At 68.9% G+C, this 12,908-nt stretch carries 18 protein-coding genes, 1 tRNA gene and 1 riboswitch; of the genes, 7 read left to right on the top strand and 12 right to left on the bottom strand.

The features are described from left to right. Window positions 1–11 precede the first annotated feature (11 nt). The 3 genes from ABT070_RS26630 to ABT070_RS26620 form a co-directional block, all read right to left on the bottom strand. Entirely contained in the window at window positions 12–332 is a 321-nt protein-coding gene (locus ABT070_RS26630) for a DMT family transporter (protein WP_171397540.1), read from the bottom strand. A gap of 43 nt (window positions 333–375) precedes the next feature. Next, window positions 376–469, bottom strand: a riboswitch (guanidine-III (ykkC-III) riboswitch). An 85-nt stretch (window positions 470–554) separates the two neighbouring features. Next, a complete protein-coding gene (locus ABT070_RS26625; protein WP_384123671.1) occupies window positions 555–857 on the bottom strand; it encodes a GroES family chaperonin in 303 nt (100 codons plus the stop codon). A gap of 129 nt (window positions 858–986) precedes the next feature. Beyond that, window positions 987–1,316 carry a DUF3618 domain-containing protein gene (locus tag ABT070_RS26620; protein WP_351764379.1) on the bottom strand — a complete coding sequence of 110 codons (330 nt, stop codon included), beginning with the start codon at window positions 1,314–1,316 and terminating at the stop codon, window positions 987–989. A gap of 94 nt (window positions 1,317–1,410) precedes the next feature. Here ABT070_RS26620 and bcp point away from each other — a divergent pair, with 94 nt between their 5' ends. From bcp to ABT070_RS26600, 4 genes are all read left to right on the top strand, one after another. Then, entirely contained in the window at window positions 1,411–1,878 is a 468-nt protein-coding gene (gene bcp, locus ABT070_RS26615; protein ID WP_351764378.1) for a thioredoxin-dependent thiol peroxidase, read from the top strand. Between the two features lie 142 nt (window positions 1,879–2,020). Further along, window positions 2,021–2,662: an HNH endonuclease signature motif containing protein gene (locus ABT070_RS26610; protein ID WP_351764377.1), complete on the top strand. Its 642-nt coding sequence runs from the start codon at window positions 2,021–2,023 to the stop codon at window positions 2,660–2,662. Then, window positions 2,659–3,312 (top strand): HNH endonuclease, encoded by a 654-nt coding sequence (locus tag ABT070_RS26605; protein ID WP_351764376.1) that lies wholly within the window; start codon window positions 2,659–2,661, stop codon window positions 3,310–3,312. Before ABT070_RS26610 ends, ABT070_RS26605 begins: the two co-directional genes overlap by 4 nt. 25 nt (window positions 3,313–3,337) lie before the next feature. After that, window positions 3,338–3,410: transfer RNA gene (locus tag ABT070_RS26600), tRNA-Leu, on the top strand. A 56-nt stretch (window positions 3,411–3,466) separates the two neighbouring features. On the opposite strand, the gene rdgB is transcribed toward ABT070_RS26600, so the two are convergent. The 4 genes from rdgB to ABT070_RS26580 all read right to left on the bottom strand — a co-directional run bounded on the left by rdgB (window position 3,467) and on the right by ABT070_RS26580 (window position 5,713). Next, on the bottom strand, window positions 3,467–4,069 hold the full coding sequence (gene rdgB, locus ABT070_RS26595; RefSeq protein ID WP_351764375.1) for an RdgB/HAM1 family non-canonical purine NTP pyrophosphatase: 603 nt from the start codon (window positions 4,067–4,069) through the stop codon (window positions 3,467–3,469). A 36-nt stretch (window positions 4,070–4,105) separates the two neighbouring features. Then, window positions 4,106–4,522 (bottom strand): hypothetical protein, encoded by a 417-nt coding sequence (locus tag ABT070_RS26590; protein WP_351764374.1) that lies wholly within the window; start codon window positions 4,520–4,522, stop codon window positions 4,106–4,108. 111 nt (window positions 4,523–4,633) lie between these two features. Then, the gene (gene rph / locus ABT070_RS26585) at window positions 4,634–5,371 is read right to left on the bottom strand and encodes a ribonuclease PH (protein WP_351764373.1); all 738 of its coding nucleotides are present in this window, start codon (window positions 5,369–5,371) and stop codon (window positions 4,634–4,636) included. Window positions 5,372–5,479: 108 nt separating this feature from the next. Beyond that, entirely contained in the window at window positions 5,480–5,713 is a 234-nt protein-coding gene (locus ABT070_RS26580; protein WP_020132213.1) for a PTS sugar transporter subunit IIB, read from the bottom strand. A gap of 185 nt (window positions 5,714–5,898) precedes the next feature. Here ABT070_RS26580 and ABT070_RS26575 point away from each other — a divergent pair, with 185 nt between their 5' ends. Then, the gene (locus ABT070_RS26575; protein ID WP_351764372.1) at window positions 5,899–7,197 is read left to right on the top strand and encodes a PTS transporter subunit EIIC; all 1,299 of its coding nucleotides are present in this window, start codon (window positions 5,899–5,901) and stop codon (window positions 7,195–7,197) included. A 171-nt stretch (window positions 7,198–7,368) separates the two neighbouring features. After that, window positions 7,369–8,619 (top strand): PTS transporter subunit EIIC, encoded by a 1,251-nt coding sequence (locus ABT070_RS26570; protein ID WP_351764371.1) that lies wholly within the window; start codon window positions 7,369–7,371, stop codon window positions 8,617–8,619. Between the two features lie 73 nt (window positions 8,620–8,692). Here the strand turns inward: ABT070_RS26570 and ABT070_RS26565 are convergent, their stop codons facing one another. Beyond that, window positions 8,693–9,445 carry an MBL fold metallo-hydrolase gene (locus tag ABT070_RS26565; RefSeq protein ID WP_351764370.1) on the bottom strand — a complete coding sequence of 251 codons (753 nt, stop codon included), beginning with the start codon at window positions 9,443–9,445 and terminating at the stop codon, window positions 8,693–8,695. Between the two features lie 260 nt (window positions 9,446–9,705). On the opposite strand from ABT070_RS26565, the gene ABT070_RS26560 reads away from it, so the two are divergent. Then, window positions 9,706–10,212 (top strand): type II toxin-antitoxin system PemK/MazF family toxin, encoded by a 507-nt coding sequence (locus tag ABT070_RS26560; protein WP_351764369.1) that lies wholly within the window; start codon window positions 9,706–9,708, stop codon window positions 10,210–10,212. Window positions 10,213–10,216: 4 nt separating this feature from the next. Here ABT070_RS26560 and ABT070_RS26555 read toward each other — a convergent pair whose 3' ends face one another. The 4 genes from ABT070_RS26555 to ABT070_RS26540 form a co-directional block, all read right to left on the bottom strand. After that, complete coding sequence (locus ABT070_RS26555; protein ID WP_351764368.1) at window positions 10,217–11,167, bottom strand: PLP-dependent cysteine synthase family protein; 951 nt, start codon at window positions 11,165–11,167, stop codon at window positions 10,217–10,219. 16 nt (window positions 11,168–11,183) lie between these two features. Beyond that, the gene (locus tag ABT070_RS26550; RefSeq protein ID WP_351764367.1) at window positions 11,184–11,462 is read right to left on the bottom strand and encodes a MoaD/ThiS family protein; all 279 of its coding nucleotides are present in this window, start codon (window positions 11,460–11,462) and stop codon (window positions 11,184–11,186) included. 125 nt (window positions 11,463–11,587) lie between these two features. Further along, window positions 11,588–11,683, bottom strand: coding sequence for a putative leader peptide (locus ABT070_RS26545; RefSeq protein ID WP_020132206.1), 96 nt, complete (start codon window positions 11,681–11,683; stop codon window positions 11,588–11,590). 92 nt (window positions 11,684–11,775) lie between these two features. After that, the gene (locus tag ABT070_RS26540; RefSeq protein WP_351764366.1) at window positions 11,776–12,840 is read right to left on the bottom strand and encodes a LacI family DNA-binding transcriptional regulator; all 1,065 of its coding nucleotides are present in this window, start codon (window positions 12,838–12,840) and stop codon (window positions 11,776–11,778) included. Window positions 12,841–12,908 lie beyond the last annotated feature (68 nt).

Raw genomic sequence — 12,908 nt, 5'->3', positions numbered from 1 at the left:
CCTGAGGTCCCTCAGTGACCGCTGGTCGCCTTGAGCCCCACCACGGCGACCAGCAGCAGACACACGAAGAAGATCCGGGCGGCGGTCGCCGGCTCCCCCAGCACCGCCATGCCGACCACCGCGGCCCCGGCCGCCCCGATCCCGACCCAGACGCCATAGGCGGTACCGATGGGGAGGGAGCGGGCGGCGTACGACAGCAGCAGCATGCTGGCGACGATGCCGGCGCCGGTGAACAGACTCGGGACGAGGCGGGTGAACCCGTCCGTGTACTTCATCCCGATCGACCAGCCGACTTCCAGCAGACCGGCGACGACGAGCAGAACCCAGGCCATGAGGGACACCTCCGAGACACGAGCGCGAACGCACTGACACAGCGATGCGTCGTCTTTTCCTGCGTTCCCGCCGCGTCACTGGCTGCGGCATCCCGGTACGGCGCGTCTCGTCGGGCTCCTTCCAAACGTAGCAAAGAAACAGCAAGAGGGCTGGTGACCATGGTCACCAGCCCTTTGTGCCGACTGAATCAGAGGTACAGACCGATCGGAGGTACAGGCCGATCAGAGGTACAGGCCGGTCGAGTCCTCGGAGCCCTCGAACCGGTCGGCCGCCACGGCGTGCAGATCGCGCTCCCGCATCAGCACGTACGCGACGCCCCGCACCTCGACCTCCGCGCGGTCCTCGGGGTCGTACAGCACCCGGTCCCCCGGCTCCACGGTCCGCACGTTCTGGCCCACCGCGACGACCGCCGCCCAGGCCAGCCGACGACCGACGGCCGCGGTGGCGGGAATCAGAATGCCACCACCCGAACGCCGCTCACCCTCGCCGGTCTCCTGCTTCACGAGCACACGGTCGTGCAGCATCCGGATGGGCAGCTTGTCGTGCGTGGTACTCAGGTCGTCTCTCTTGGCGCTCACACCACTGAACCTACCTGCCCGAAGCGGATCCGTACGCGAGTGGGGCCCCGGGGAACACCCGGGGAAGCACGGCGGTCAGCGCTTGCGGCGCGACCCGCCGAACGCGAGCAGCCCCACGACGCCGACGACCACGAGCGCCACCGGCACGACCCGCTCCAGCCGGGGCGCGCCCTCCTCGTCCACGAACTGCGCCCGCACCTCGCTCACGGCGCGGTTGACCTGGACGTAGGCCCTCCCGAGCGTGTGATCGACGTTGGCGACGACCTTGGCCTTGGCGTCCCCGACGATGGTCTTCGGGTGCACCCGCACCCCGATCTCGTCCAGCGTCTCCGCCAGCACCTCGCGGCGGGCCCTGATGTCCGCCTCGATCTGCGCCGGGGTTCTGGTGTCCGACGTCTCCGCCACGGTAAGGCCTCCGAAGTCAGCTGTGTCTTGTTCTGGACAGTCTGTCAGCTCTGCCCGCCGCCGCACTGTCAGGACCCCCGGTTACGCTGGTCCGATGAGCGAGCGACTCCAGCCCGGGGACGTGGCCCCCGCCTTCACCCTCCCCGACGCCGACGGCAACCAGGTGTCCCTGTCCGACCACAAGGGCCGCAAGGTCATCGTCTACTTCTACCCGGCCGCGCTTACCCCCGGCTGCACGAAGCAGGCCTGCGACTTCACGGACAACCTGGAACTCCTGGCCGCCGCCGGGTACGACGTCATCGGCATCTCCCCCGACAGCCCCGAGAAGCTGGGCAGGTTCCGCGACAAGGAGTCCCTGAAGGTCACCCTCCTGGCCGACCCCGAGAAGGCCGTCACCGAGGCCTACGCCGCGTACGGCGAGAAGAAGAACTACGGCAAGACCTACATGGGCGTCATCCGCTCCACGATCGTGGTCGACGAGTCCGGCAAGGTCGAACACGCCCTGTACAACGTCCGGGCCACCGGCCACGTAGCCAAGATCATCAAGGACCTGGGCATCTGAGTCCCCCTTCTCCGTCGCCGAGCGGCCCGCATCGGGATCCCCGACACGGGCCGCTTCTACATTTCGGGCGTGACTGTCCGATAAACGGTTCGTTACTCCGTACGAGACCACGAACGGGTGGTCGGAGACGGAGGGGGTTCGGATGGGCGCGAGCGCTTACACCAGGGAACGACTGGAGGAGGCGGCCCGGGGGGCTCGGACGCTGACGGAGGTGTTGCGAAGGCTGGGGGTGGAGCCGGGAAGTTCGACGCGGCGCTATATCCGGGAGCGGATGCGCAAGCTCGGGGTGGATACGTCGCACTTCGAGCGGGAGGGGGTGAAGTGGACGCGGGAGATCCTGGAGTCGGCGGTGGCCGCCTCGGCGAACATGAGCGAGGTGTTGCGGCATCTCGGCCTGGAGATCGTCGGCGGGCACCACACTCACATCAGCCACCGCATCAAGGCGTACGGGATCGACACGTCGCATTTTCAGGGGCAGACCCGGCGGGGTGCAGCACGGCGCCCTCGGACGCCGGGAACGCTGCTCGTCGAGCAACCTCCGACCGGCGCTCGACGCATCCAGAGCGACCGCCTCAGGTGGGCGATGACAGCCTCGGGCATCTCGGAGCAGTGTGCCCTGTGCCAGGTCGGCACGGTATGGCAAGGGCGTCCGCTACCGCTGGAGGTGGACCACATCGACGGCAACCGGCGAGACAACCGAATCGAGAACCTGCGCTTCCTGTGCCCCAACTGCCACTCGACGACGGACAATTACCGAGGTCGCGGCAAGGGTCGCACCTCATGACCAGCGGCACGCGATACACCCGAGAGCGATTGGCGGAGGCCTCCGCGCAGTGCTCGAACATCGAAGAGGTCATCGCCTTCTTCGGCACCAGACCGTACGCCCAGCTCAATCGCTACCTCACCCGGCGGTTCGCTCACTTCGGCATCGACATCTCGCACTTCGACGGCTCCGGCAGGCGGATCCGCCCCACACGCGGTGTGTTGCGAGCAACTGTCAGCGAGTCCCTGTCCATCGCCGAGGCTCTACGCCGTCTGGAACGCCCGGACAACGGCGGGCAACGCGCGCTTTTGCGTCAATGGATCGCCGAGGAAGCTCTCGAAACCGCGCATTTCTTGGGGCAAGCCCACCAGCGGGGCAAGACTCGGCCGGACATGTCGAGGCGGCCTGCCGAGATCCTCGTTCAGCACGACGGCAAGCGCCGGACCAGGACCCGCCTGCTTCGCCGAGCGCTGCACGAGGTCGGCGTACTCGAGGCTTGCGCGAGCTGCGGCACGGGCCCCGAGTGGCTCGGCAAGCCCATGACCCTGGAGGTCGATCACATCAGCGGGGACTGGAGCGACGACCGGCGGGAGAACCTGCGGTTGCTGTGTCCGAACTGCCACGCCGTCACCGACACCTGGTGCAGAGGGGGCGGACGCAGAACGACCTAGCCCAGTAAAGTAGGCCGCAGCACTGGCGCCCGTACGCCAAGGGCTGAGCGGCAACTTTTAGGTAGTTGTGTCTGTCGGTTCGAATCCGACCGGGCGTACAAGAGAAACAGGCCCCGCACCTTCGATTCGAAGGTGCGGGGCCTGGATCGTTGGCTCAGCCCAGCAACTCCCGCACCACCGGCACCAGTCCCCGGAACGCCTTGCCGCGGTGGCTGATCGCGTTCTTCTCCGCCGGCGTCAGTTCCGCGCAGGTGCGGGTCTCGCCGTCGGGCTGGAGGACCGGGTCGTAGCCGAAGCCGTTGGTGCCGGCCGGGGTGTGGCGGAGGGTGCCGGTGAGGCGGCCCTCGACGACGCGTTCCGTGCCGTCCGGCAGGGCCAGGGCCGCGGCGCAGGCGAAGTGGGCGCCCCGGTGTTCGTCGGCCATGTCCGAGAGCTGGGCCAGGAGCAGGTCCAGGTTGGCCTGGTCGTCGCCGTGTTTGCCCGCCCAGCGGGCGGAGAAGATGCCCGGGGCGCCGTTCAGCACGTCGACGCAGAGGCCCGAGTCGTCGGCGACGGCCGGGAAGCCCGTCGCCTGCGCGAGGGCGTGGGCCTTCAGGAGCGCGTTCTCGGCGAAGGTGACGCCGGTTTCCCTGACGTCGGGGATGTCGGGGTAGGCGTCCGCGCCGACGAGGTCGTGGGGCAGGCCTGCGTCGGCGAGGATCGACCTCAGTTCGGTGATCTTTCCGGCGTTGCGGGTGGCGAGGATCAGGCGGGTCATGCGCCCAGTATCCCCAGTGCTCCCGCATCTCGGGTGCTACGGGGTGCAGACCTTCGTCAGTTCGCCCGCCGCGTCCGTGACCGGGCTCAGGTCGGGGGTGTTGTCGCCGTTCTCGACGGCGGTGCGGACGTTGGCGACGGCGCTCTGGAGGTCGTCGACCGCCTTGTTGACGTCGGCGTTGTCCGTCTTGTCGCCTATCTTGTCGAGGTTGTTCTCGATGGAGGTCAGCGACTCCTGCGTCTGCGTGGGGTCGTTCGCGGCGTTCTCCACGGCCTGCTGGAGGTCGGTGACGCTGTCGGCGATGGAGTCGGCGGTCTGGACGCAGTCCAGGGCCTTGTTGACTGCGTCGCAGCCGGTCGCCGTCAGTCCCACGGTGAGGGCGACGGCCGCCGCGGCGGTGACTATGACGGTACGGCGACGCCACTGTGGGCGTGGGCTCGCGGCCGTGGACATAAGTGTGTTCCTCCCCTTGCCAGGCCCAAGGGGCCCCCGTTGGTGTACTGGCCAAGACGCCTCGGCGGGCGGACCGGTTGCTCGCGCCCGCCGCTCCTCTTGGTGTTCCCTTTACTTTTCGAGGACCGTATCAAGTGCCGTGCGCTGTAGGACAGTCAGTTCCGTGCAGCCCAGAACGGCAAGGTCCAGAAGGGAGTTGAGCTCATCGCGGGCGAACGGCTCGGCCTCGGCGGTGCCCTGGACCTCGACGAAGCGGCCGTCGCCGGTGCAGACGACGTTCATGTCGGTCTCGGCGCGGACGTCTTCCTCGTAGCGGAGGTCCAGCAGGGGCACTCCTCCCACGATGCCGACCGAGACCGCGCTCACCGTGCCGGTGAGGGGCCGGCGGCCGGCCTTGATGAGCTTGCGGCCCTGGGCCCACGTGATGGCGTCCGCCAGCGCGACGTACGCGCCGGTGATGGCCGCGGTGCGCGTGCCGCCGTCGGCCTGGAGGACGTCGCAGTCGAGGACGATGGTGTTCTCGCCCAGCGCCTTGTAGTCGATGACCGCGCGCAGGGAGCGGCCGATGAGGCGGGAGATCTCGTGGGTGCGGCCGCCGATCTTGCCGCGGACGGACTCGCGGTCGCCGCGGGTGTTGGTGGCACGGGGGAGCATGGAGTACTCCGCGGTGACCCAGCCCTCGCCGCTGCCCTTGCGCCAGCGGGGGACGCCTTCGGTGACGGAGGCGGTGCAGAAGACCTTCGTGTCGCCGAAGGAGACGAGGACGGAGCCCTCGGCGTGCTTGCTCCAGCCACGTTCGATGGTGACGGGGCGGAGCTGTTCGGGGGTGCGGCCGTCGATTCGAGACATGGCGCTGAGCCTAGCCGTACCCGCGGAAGGGGCCCCTCCCACGGTGGTGGGAGGAGCCCCTCAGGAGTGAGTGCTCGGCGGTGAGCCCTCAGGTGTGAGCGCGTCGGCTCACATCATGTCCTCGATCTCCGCGGCGATGGGGTCGGCGTCGGTGCCGATGACGACCTGGATGGCGGTGCCCATCTTGACGACGCCGTGGGCACCGGCGGCCTTCAGGGCGGCTTCGTCGACGAGCGAGGCGTCGTTGACCTCGGTCCGCAGCCGGGTGATGCAGCCTTCGATCTCTTCGATGTTGTCGAGGCCGCCGAGTCCGGCGACGATCTTCTCAGCCTTGGTGGCCATGTTCCGTCTCCCTGAATTCCCTGATGCGAACCGCGATGTGAACCGCTTTGTCGCAGTAACCCACAGTTGGCCCAACTTCGCGAGCGATTGTGTCGGGTGTACCGAAGGATGACGTCAGTGATGACGTCGCAGCAACCCAATCGTCCGTAGCTGGTCTACACCACCTGACAGGCGGTCGCCAAACGATGAGTGCCGAGAGCGCCGAGACGAAGATCAGCCCCGCACGCCGGCGCTGGCACACCGCGTTCCAGGGCCTCCAGAAGATGGGACGCAGTCTTCAGCTGCCGATCGCCGTGCTGCCGGCCGCGGGCATCCTCAACAGGCTCGGCCAGCCTGATGTGTTCGGGGACGACGGGCTCGGCTGGACGAACGTGGCGAAGGTGATGGCGGGTGCGGGCGCCGCGCTGCTCGACAGCACCCTCGGGCTGCCCCTGCTGTTCTGCATCGGTGTGGCCATCGGCATGGCGAAGAAGTCGGACGGTTCGACGGCGCTGGCGGCGGTGGCCGGATTCCTCGTCTACTACAACGTGTTGCGGCAGTTCCCGGAGGACTGCGGGCCGGGTTCGAAGGTGATCCCGAACATCGGGTGCCAGGCGACGGACAACACGGTGGGGGCGTTCGCGTACCAGAATCCGGGAGTGTTCGGCGGGATCGTCATGGGGTTGCTGACGGCGTTCTTCTGGCAGCGGTACCACCGTACGAAGCTGGTGGACTGGCTCGGCTTCTTCAACGGCCGCCGTCTGGTGCCGATCATCATGGCGTTCGTCGCGATCGCGTTCGCCGCGTTGTGCCTGTGGGTCTGGCCGCCGATCGGCGATGCCCTGGAGAGCTTCAGCGACTGGCTCGACGGGCTGGACGCGTGGGGTGCGGGCATCTTCGGCGTCGCGAACCGGGCGTTGCTGGTGATCGGTCTGCACCAGTTCCTGAACGTGCCCATCTGGTTCCAGTTCGGCAGTTTCACGAAGCCGGACGGCACGGTGGTGCACGGCGACATCAACATGTTCCTGGCGGGCGACCCGGACGCCGGTCAGTTCACCTCCGGTTTCTTCCCGATCATGATGTTCGCGCTGCCCGCGGCGGCGCTCGCCATCACGCACTGTGCGAGGCCGTCCCGCCGCAAGGAGGTCGGCGGTCTGATGCTGTCGGTGGCGCTGACGTCGTTCGTCACGGGCATCACCGAGCCGATCGAGTACTCGTTCCTGTTCGTCGCCCCCCTGCTGTACGCGGTGCACGCGGTGCTGACGGGGGCGTCGATGGCGGTGACGTGGGGGCTGGGCGTGCACGACGGTTTCAGTTTCTCCGCCGGGCTCATCGACTACGTCATCAACTGGAACCTGGCGACGCGGCCGTGGGCGATCGTCCCGATCGGTCTGTGCTTCGCCGCCGTCTACTACGCGATCTTCCGTTTCGCGATCACGAAGTTCGACCTGTCGACCCCCGGACGGGAGCCGGAGGAGGAGCGGGAGGACGTCACCAAGGCCTAGCCGGGGGCCGGTTCGGGGGTGCGGCCGGGGACTCGGCCGAGGCACCGCCGGGCGTAGCTGAACATAATACCACGATTACGGGAATCGTGGGTTCCTTATGCCACCTTCATCGTGCTACAACATGGTCTACACCACTGAGTGGTGTAGACCACCACCCGATGGAGGAAGTCTATGAGCACCGCCACCGCGCCCACGGCGGCCCCCCAGAAGAGATGGGGATCCGGCCTTCTGCAGGGGCTCCAGAAGGTCGGCCGCAGCCTTCAGCTCCCGATCGCTGTGCTGCCGGCGGCGGGCCTGCTGCTGCGGCTCGGGCAGTCGGACGTCCAGGAGAAGCTGAATCTGCCCGACAAGGTCACGGCGGTCTTCGCGACGGCCGGCGGTGCCATCTTCGACAACCTGCCGATGCTGTTCTGTATCGGTGTCGCCATCGGCTTCGCCAAGAAGTCGGACGGCTCCACGGCGCTGGCCGCGCTGGTCGGCTTCCTGGTCTACGCCAACGTCCTGAAGGCGTTCCCGGTCTCCGAAGCCAAGGTCCAGGCGGGTGCGGACATAGCCGCGACCTACAACAACCCCGGTGTCCTCGGTGGCATCGTGATGGGTCTGCTGGGCGCGGTGATCTGGCAGCGGTTCCACCGCACGAAGCTGGTGGACTGGCTCGGCTTCTTCAACGGCCGCCGTCTGGTGCCGATCATCATGGCGTTCGTCGGCACGCTCATAGGTGTCTTCTTCGGCCTGGTCTGGGAGCCGATCGGTGAGGTCATCTCGGACTTCGGCGAGTGGATGACGGGTCTGGGCGCCTTCGGCGCGGGCCTGTTCGGTCTGATCAACCGCGCGCTGATCCCGGTCGGCATGCACCAGTTCGTGAACTCGGTCGCCTGGTTCCAGATCGGCGACTTCAAGGACGCCACCGGTGCCGTCGTGCACGGCGACCTGACCCGCTTCTTCGCCGGTGACCCGACCGCCGGGCAGTTCATGTCCGGCTTCTTCCCGATCATGATGTTCGGTCTGCCGGCCGCCGCCCTGGCCATCGCGCACACCGCCCGCCCCGAGCGCCGCAAGGCCGTGCTGGGCATGATGATCTCGCTCGCGCTGACCTCCTTCGTCACCGGTGTCACCGAGCCCATCGAGTTCTCGTTCATGTTCATCGCACCGCTGCTCTACGCGATCCACGCGGTGCTGACAGCGCTGTCCATGGCGATCACCTGGGCCCTCGGCGTCCACGCGGGCTTCACCTTCTCCGCGGGCTTCATCGACTACGCACTGAACTGGAACCTGGCCACCAAGCCCTGGCTGATCATCCCGATCGGCCTGGTGTTCGGCGCGATCTACTACGTCGTCTTCCGCTTCGCGATCACGAAGTTCAACCTTCCCACCCCGGGCCGTGAGCCCGAGGAGGAGGTCGAGGACCTCACCAAGGCGTAGCCGCCCGCCGGTACGCACGCGAAGGCCCCCGGAGCCCTGAACCGCTCCGGGGGCCTTTCGCATGCCCTGGGGTCTAGATCTCGTACGTCTGCCTCGGCGCGGCCAGTTCCACCGGGCCGTCGAACACCGCGCGGGCGTCCGCCAGGTTGACCCGGGGGTCCGTCCACGGCGGGATGTGGGTCAGTACGAGCTTTCTCGCGCCCGCCCTGCTCGCCGTCTCACCGGCTTCGCGGCCGTTGAGGTGCAGGTCGGGGATGCTCTCCTTGCCGTGCGTGAAGGCGGCCTCGCACAGGAAGAGGTCCGTGTCGCGGGCGAGTTCCTCCAGCGCGGGGCTGATGCCGGTGTCGCCGGAGTAGGTCAGCGACCTGCCGTTGTGTTCGACGCGGATGCCGTACGCCTCCACCGGGTGCGCCACGCGTTCCGTGTGCACGGTGAACGGGCCGATGTCGAAGGTGGACGGCTTGACCGTGTGGAAGTCGAAGACCTCGCTCATCGAGGAGGCCGACGGGGTGTCGGCGTAGGCCGTGGTCAGGCGGTGCTCCGTGCCCTCCGGGCCGTAGACGGGGATGGGGTCGCAGCGGCCGCCGTCGTGCCGGTAGTAGCGCGCGACGAAGTAGGCGCACATGTCGATGCAGTGGTCGGCGTGCAGATGGCTCAGGAAGATCGCGTCGAGGTCGTAGAGACCGCAGTGGCGCTGCAACTCGCCCAGGGCGCCGTTGCCCATGTCGAGAAGCAGCCGGAAGCCGTCGGCCTCGAGGAGGTAGCTCGAGCAGGCCGATTCCGCGGACGGGAACGACCCCGAGCAGCCGACGACGGTGAGCTTCATGAAGGCGAAACCTCCGCTGGCGGGAAACCGAGAAGTACCGGGTGAGGTCCGGGGGACGGATCGTGGAACGAATGATCGTTAAATGGGGCGACGGGGGTCTTGCGGTGCGTCGAGCGTAAGGCGCAAAACCCCGGGTCGCTCCTCCGCCAGGGGCCGTTGTGGGCGAACTCACCTGTGGTGTCACCGGTTCGGCTGGACCGGGGGCATGTGAAGTGGGGACGGGGCGCGCGAGGGCGCTCACGCGCCGGTAACGTCGTCGTATGGACACGTCCTGGTGGCTCGCGCTCGCGGCGGTGATACTGCTCGCGCTGGTCGCGACGCTCGTGGACGGCTGGGGGCGGGGGCGGCGGCCGAAGCGGCGCGGGACCCGGCCGCCGGGCCGGGCGACGGGTCGGAAGACCGGCCGGCAGACGGGCCGGCCTTCAGGCCGGTCGACCCGGGGCCGCGGCGTCGCCGACCGTCCGAAGCCCGCGGAGATCTGGTGGGCGGACGTGCCCTTCGAGGACGGCCCGGGGGTGAAGGACCGGCCGTGTCTGGTGCTCATGGTGCGCGGTGACCGCGCCACCGTCGCGAAGATCACCAGCAAGTACCACGACGAGCGGGCCGGTGTGATCCCGCTGCCGCCGGGTGCCGTGGGGGACGCGCAGGGGCGGCCGAGTTTCCTGGAGACGGACGAGTTGCGCCAGATCCGGATGAGCGACTTCCGGCGCAGGGTGGGTGTGGTGGACCCGGTCCTGTGGGACCAGGTCCGTCACCTGGCTACCTGAAACCCTACGCCCAGAGCTGGCCCTGGAGCGTCTCGATCGCTTCCTCCGTGGTCGCCGCGGTGTAGACGCCCGTCGACAGGTACTTCCAGCCGCCGTCCGCCACGACGAACGCGATGTCGGCGCTCTCCCCCGCCTTCAGCGCCTTCATGCCGACGCCGATCGCCGCGTGCAGGGCGGCTCCGGTGGAGACGCCCGCGAAGATGCCCTCCTGCTGGAGGAGTTCCCGGGTGCGGGTCACGGCGTCCGCCGAGCCGACCGAGAAGCGGGTGGTGAGGACGGAGGCGTCGTACAGCTCGGGTACGAAGCCCTCGTCGAGGTTGCGCAGGCCGTAGACCAGGTCGTCGTAGCGCGGCTCGGCGGCGACGATCTTCACGTCCGGCTTGTTCTCGCGGAGGAACCGGCCGACGCCCATCAGCGTGCCCGTCGTGCCGAGACCGGCGACGAAGTGGGTGATGGACGGGAGGTCCGCGAGGATCTCGGGACCGGTGGTGGCGTAGTGGGCGCCGGCGTTGTCGGGGTTGCCGTACTGGTAGAGCATCACCCAGTCGGGGTGTTCGGCGGCGAGCTCCTTGGCGACGCGGACCGCGGTGTTGGAGCCGCCCGCGGCCGGGGAGGGGACGATCTCGGCGCCCCACATGGCGAGCAGTTCCCGGCGCTCCTGGGAGGTGTTCTCGGGCATCACGCAGACCATGCGGTAGCCCTTGAGCCGGGCCGCCATGGCGAGGGAGATGCCGGTGTTGCCGCTCGTCGGTTCCAGGATGGTGCAGCCGGGGGTGAGGCGGCCGTCCTTCTCCGCCTGCTCGACCATGTGCAGGGCGGGGCGGTCCTTGACCGAGCCGGTGGGGTTGCGGTCCTCGAGCTTCGCCCAGATGCGGACGTCGGCGGACGGCGAGAGCCGCGGCAGGCGCACCAGAGGGGTGTTGCCCACCGCGGCCAGCGGGGAGTCGTAACGCATGGAGGTCGGCGGCCGATCAGGCCATGCCGCCGGCCACGGCCGGCAGGATGGTCACGGTGTCGCCGTCGGTCAGCTTGGTGTCGATGCCGTCGACGAAGCGGACGTCCTCGTCGTTCAGGTACACGTTGACGAAGCGGCGCAGCTTTCCGTCGTCCACGATCCGGGCGTGGATGCCCGCGTGCCGGGTCTCGAGGTCGGTGAACAGGCCGGCGAGGGTGTCACCGGTACCCTCCACCGCCTTCTGACCGTCGGTGTACTGGCGGAGGATGGTGGGGATGCGGACCTCGATGGCCATGGCTCAGGGCTCCTGTCGGAAGGTGTGGGCGGCGCGGGTTCGTGCGGGTGGCTCCCCCACGCTCGGCTGCGCCGGCACGGGCGGTACCCCCATCGGCTCTCGGCCGTACGGCGGCGGGTGGGACGTCAACAGATGGCGCTGGCGAGCCTGCACAGGTCGACGTGCAGCCGCGCCACGAGCAGTGCGCCCGGCGTCTTCTCGCTCACGTCGTTCAGAACCATGGGCTCATCGTATCGATTCCCGGTCCGGCTTCCGGAATGTGATCCCACATCGCGGACGGTATGGGGCCGGGGAGTGAGATGTCACCGCTGCGTCAGGCCGACGCGCGGCGTACCAGGCGGGTGGGGACGATCACGGAGGTCCCGTCCGGTGAGCCGTCCGGTGCCATGTCCGGCGCGTCTTCCCGGGCGAGCAGCAGCCGGGCCATCAGCCGGCCCATCTCCTCGATGTCCTGGTGGACGGTGGTGAGCGGCGGGTCGGTCGTCTCGGCGATGGAGGTGAGGTCGTCGAAGCCGACGACGGCCACGTCCTCGGGGACCCTGCGGCCGCGCTCCCGCAGGGTCTGGAGGGCGCCGGAGGCCATGAGGTCGGAGGCGACGAACACGGCGTCGAGGTCGGGGTGGCGGTCCAGCAGCGCGGCCATGGCGTCGGCGCCGCCCTGCCGGGTGTAGTCGGCCCGCTCGACGAGGTGCGGCGTCCCGGCGCCGGGCAGGACGTCCCGGTACCCGGCGAGCCGGTCGGCGGCGGAGTTCTCCTGGTCGTAGGGCCCGGCGACGGTCGCGATCCGCCGGCGCCCGAGGGATACCAGGTGCTGGACGGCCAGCCGGGCGCCGCCCCGGTTGTCGCCGTCGACATGGGCCTGGCCGGGCCGTACCGGGTCGCCGTCGCGCAGCAGCGGGCGGCCGCCGAACACGGCCGGGAGGCCGAGCCGGTCGATGATCTCGGCCAGCCGGTCGCCGGGGCGCAGGGAGAACAGGATCGCGCCGTCGACATGGCCGCCGCCGAGGTAGTCGGCGACGCGCGGGTAGTCGTCGGGCTCCTCCAGGAACAGCAGGACGGCCTGGGCGCCGTGGAGCGCGAGTTCGCGGCGGACACCGCGCAGGAGGAGGTCGAAGAAGGGGTCGATGAAGAGCCGGTTCTCGGGCTGGGCGGCGACGACGGCGACGGCGTTCGTGCGGTGCGTGACGAGTTGCCTGGCCCCTTGGTTGGGGACGTATCCCAGCTCGGAGATCACCTGGCGGACCCGGTCGACGACCTCGGCCCGTACCCGGGCCTCCCCGTTGATCACGCGGGACACGGTCGACTTCGAGACTCCCGACCGGCGGGCGACGTCTTCGAGCGTGGGCCGCCGTACGTGCGAGCGTTGCGTCAACACCATCTCCGTTGGGGCGAGTTGTGCGTACACCTTGCGGAAACGGTAACCGGCGGGCGGCGCCGGGACCGGGG

Source organism: Streptomyces sp. NPDC002884 (assembly GCF_040295245.1).
GTDB lineage: Bacteria > Actinomycetota > Actinomycetes > Streptomycetales > Streptomycetaceae > Streptomyces.
The sequence above is the reverse complement of the archived record's forward strand: the minus strand, read 5'-3'. Positions and strand labels throughout refer to the sequence as shown.

What these genes read in the sequence shown, in the direction of transcription:
- ABT070_RS26630 (WP_171397540.1), bottom strand. Translation starts at nt 332, where the DNA reads ATGGCCTGGGTTCTGCTCGTCGTCGCCGGTCTGCTGGAAGTCGGCTGG.
- ABT070_RS26625 (WP_384123671.1), bottom strand. Translation starts at nt 857, where the DNA reads ATGCTGCACGACCGTGTGCTCGTGAAGCAGGAGACCGGCGAGGGTGAG.
- bcp (WP_351764378.1), top strand. Translation starts at nt 1,411, where the DNA reads ATGAGCGAGCGACTCCAGCCCGGGGACGTGGCCCCCGCCTTCACCCTC.
- ABT070_RS26610 (WP_351764377.1), top strand. Translation starts at nt 2,021, where the DNA reads ATGGGCGCGAGCGCTTACACCAGGGAACGACTGGAGGAGGCGGCCCGG.
- ABT070_RS26605 (WP_351764376.1), top strand. Translation starts at nt 2,659, where the DNA reads ATGACCAGCGGCACGCGATACACCCGAGAGCGATTGGCGGAGGCCTCC.
- rdgB (WP_351764375.1), bottom strand. Translation starts at nt 4,069, where the DNA reads ATGACCCGCCTGATCCTCGCCACCCGCAACGCCGGAAAGATCACCGAA.
- ABT070_RS26590 (WP_351764374.1), bottom strand. Translation starts at nt 4,522, where the DNA reads ATGTCCACGGCCGCGAGCCCACGCCCACAGTGGCGTCGCCGTACCGTC.
- rph (WP_351764373.1), bottom strand. Translation starts at nt 5,371, where the DNA reads ATGTCTCGAATCGACGGCCGCACCCCCGAACAGCTCCGCCCCGTCACC.
- ABT070_RS26580 (WP_020132213.1), bottom strand. Translation starts at nt 5,713, where the DNA reads ATGGCCACCAAGGCTGAGAAGATCGTCGCCGGACTCGGCGGCCTCGAC.
- ABT070_RS26575 (WP_351764372.1), top strand. Translation starts at nt 5,899, where the DNA reads ATGAGTGCCGAGAGCGCCGAGACGAAGATCAGCCCCGCACGCCGGCGC.
- ABT070_RS26570 (WP_351764371.1), top strand. Translation starts at nt 7,369, where the DNA reads ATGAGCACCGCCACCGCGCCCACGGCGGCCCCCCAGAAGAGATGGGGA.
- ABT070_RS26565 (WP_351764370.1), bottom strand. Translation starts at nt 9,445, where the DNA reads ATGAAGCTCACCGTCGTCGGCTGCTCGGGGTCGTTCCCGTCCGCGGAA.
- ABT070_RS26560 (WP_351764369.1), top strand. Translation starts at nt 9,706, where the DNA reads ATGGACACGTCCTGGTGGCTCGCGCTCGCGGCGGTGATACTGCTCGCG.
- ABT070_RS26555 (WP_351764368.1), bottom strand. Translation starts at nt 11,167, where the DNA reads ATGCGTTACGACTCCCCGCTGGCCGCGGTGGGCAACACCCCTCTGGTG.
- ABT070_RS26550 (WP_351764367.1), bottom strand. Translation starts at nt 11,462, where the DNA reads ATGGCCATCGAGGTCCGCATCCCCACCATCCTCCGCCAGTACACCGAC.
- ABT070_RS26545 (WP_020132206.1), bottom strand. Translation starts at nt 11,683, where the DNA reads ATGGTTCTGAACGACGTGAGCGAGAAGACGCCGGGCGCACTGCTCGTG.
- ABT070_RS26540 (WP_351764366.1), bottom strand. Translation starts at nt 12,840, where the DNA reads ATGGTGTTGACGCAACGCTCGCACGTACGGCGGCCCACGCTCGAAGAC.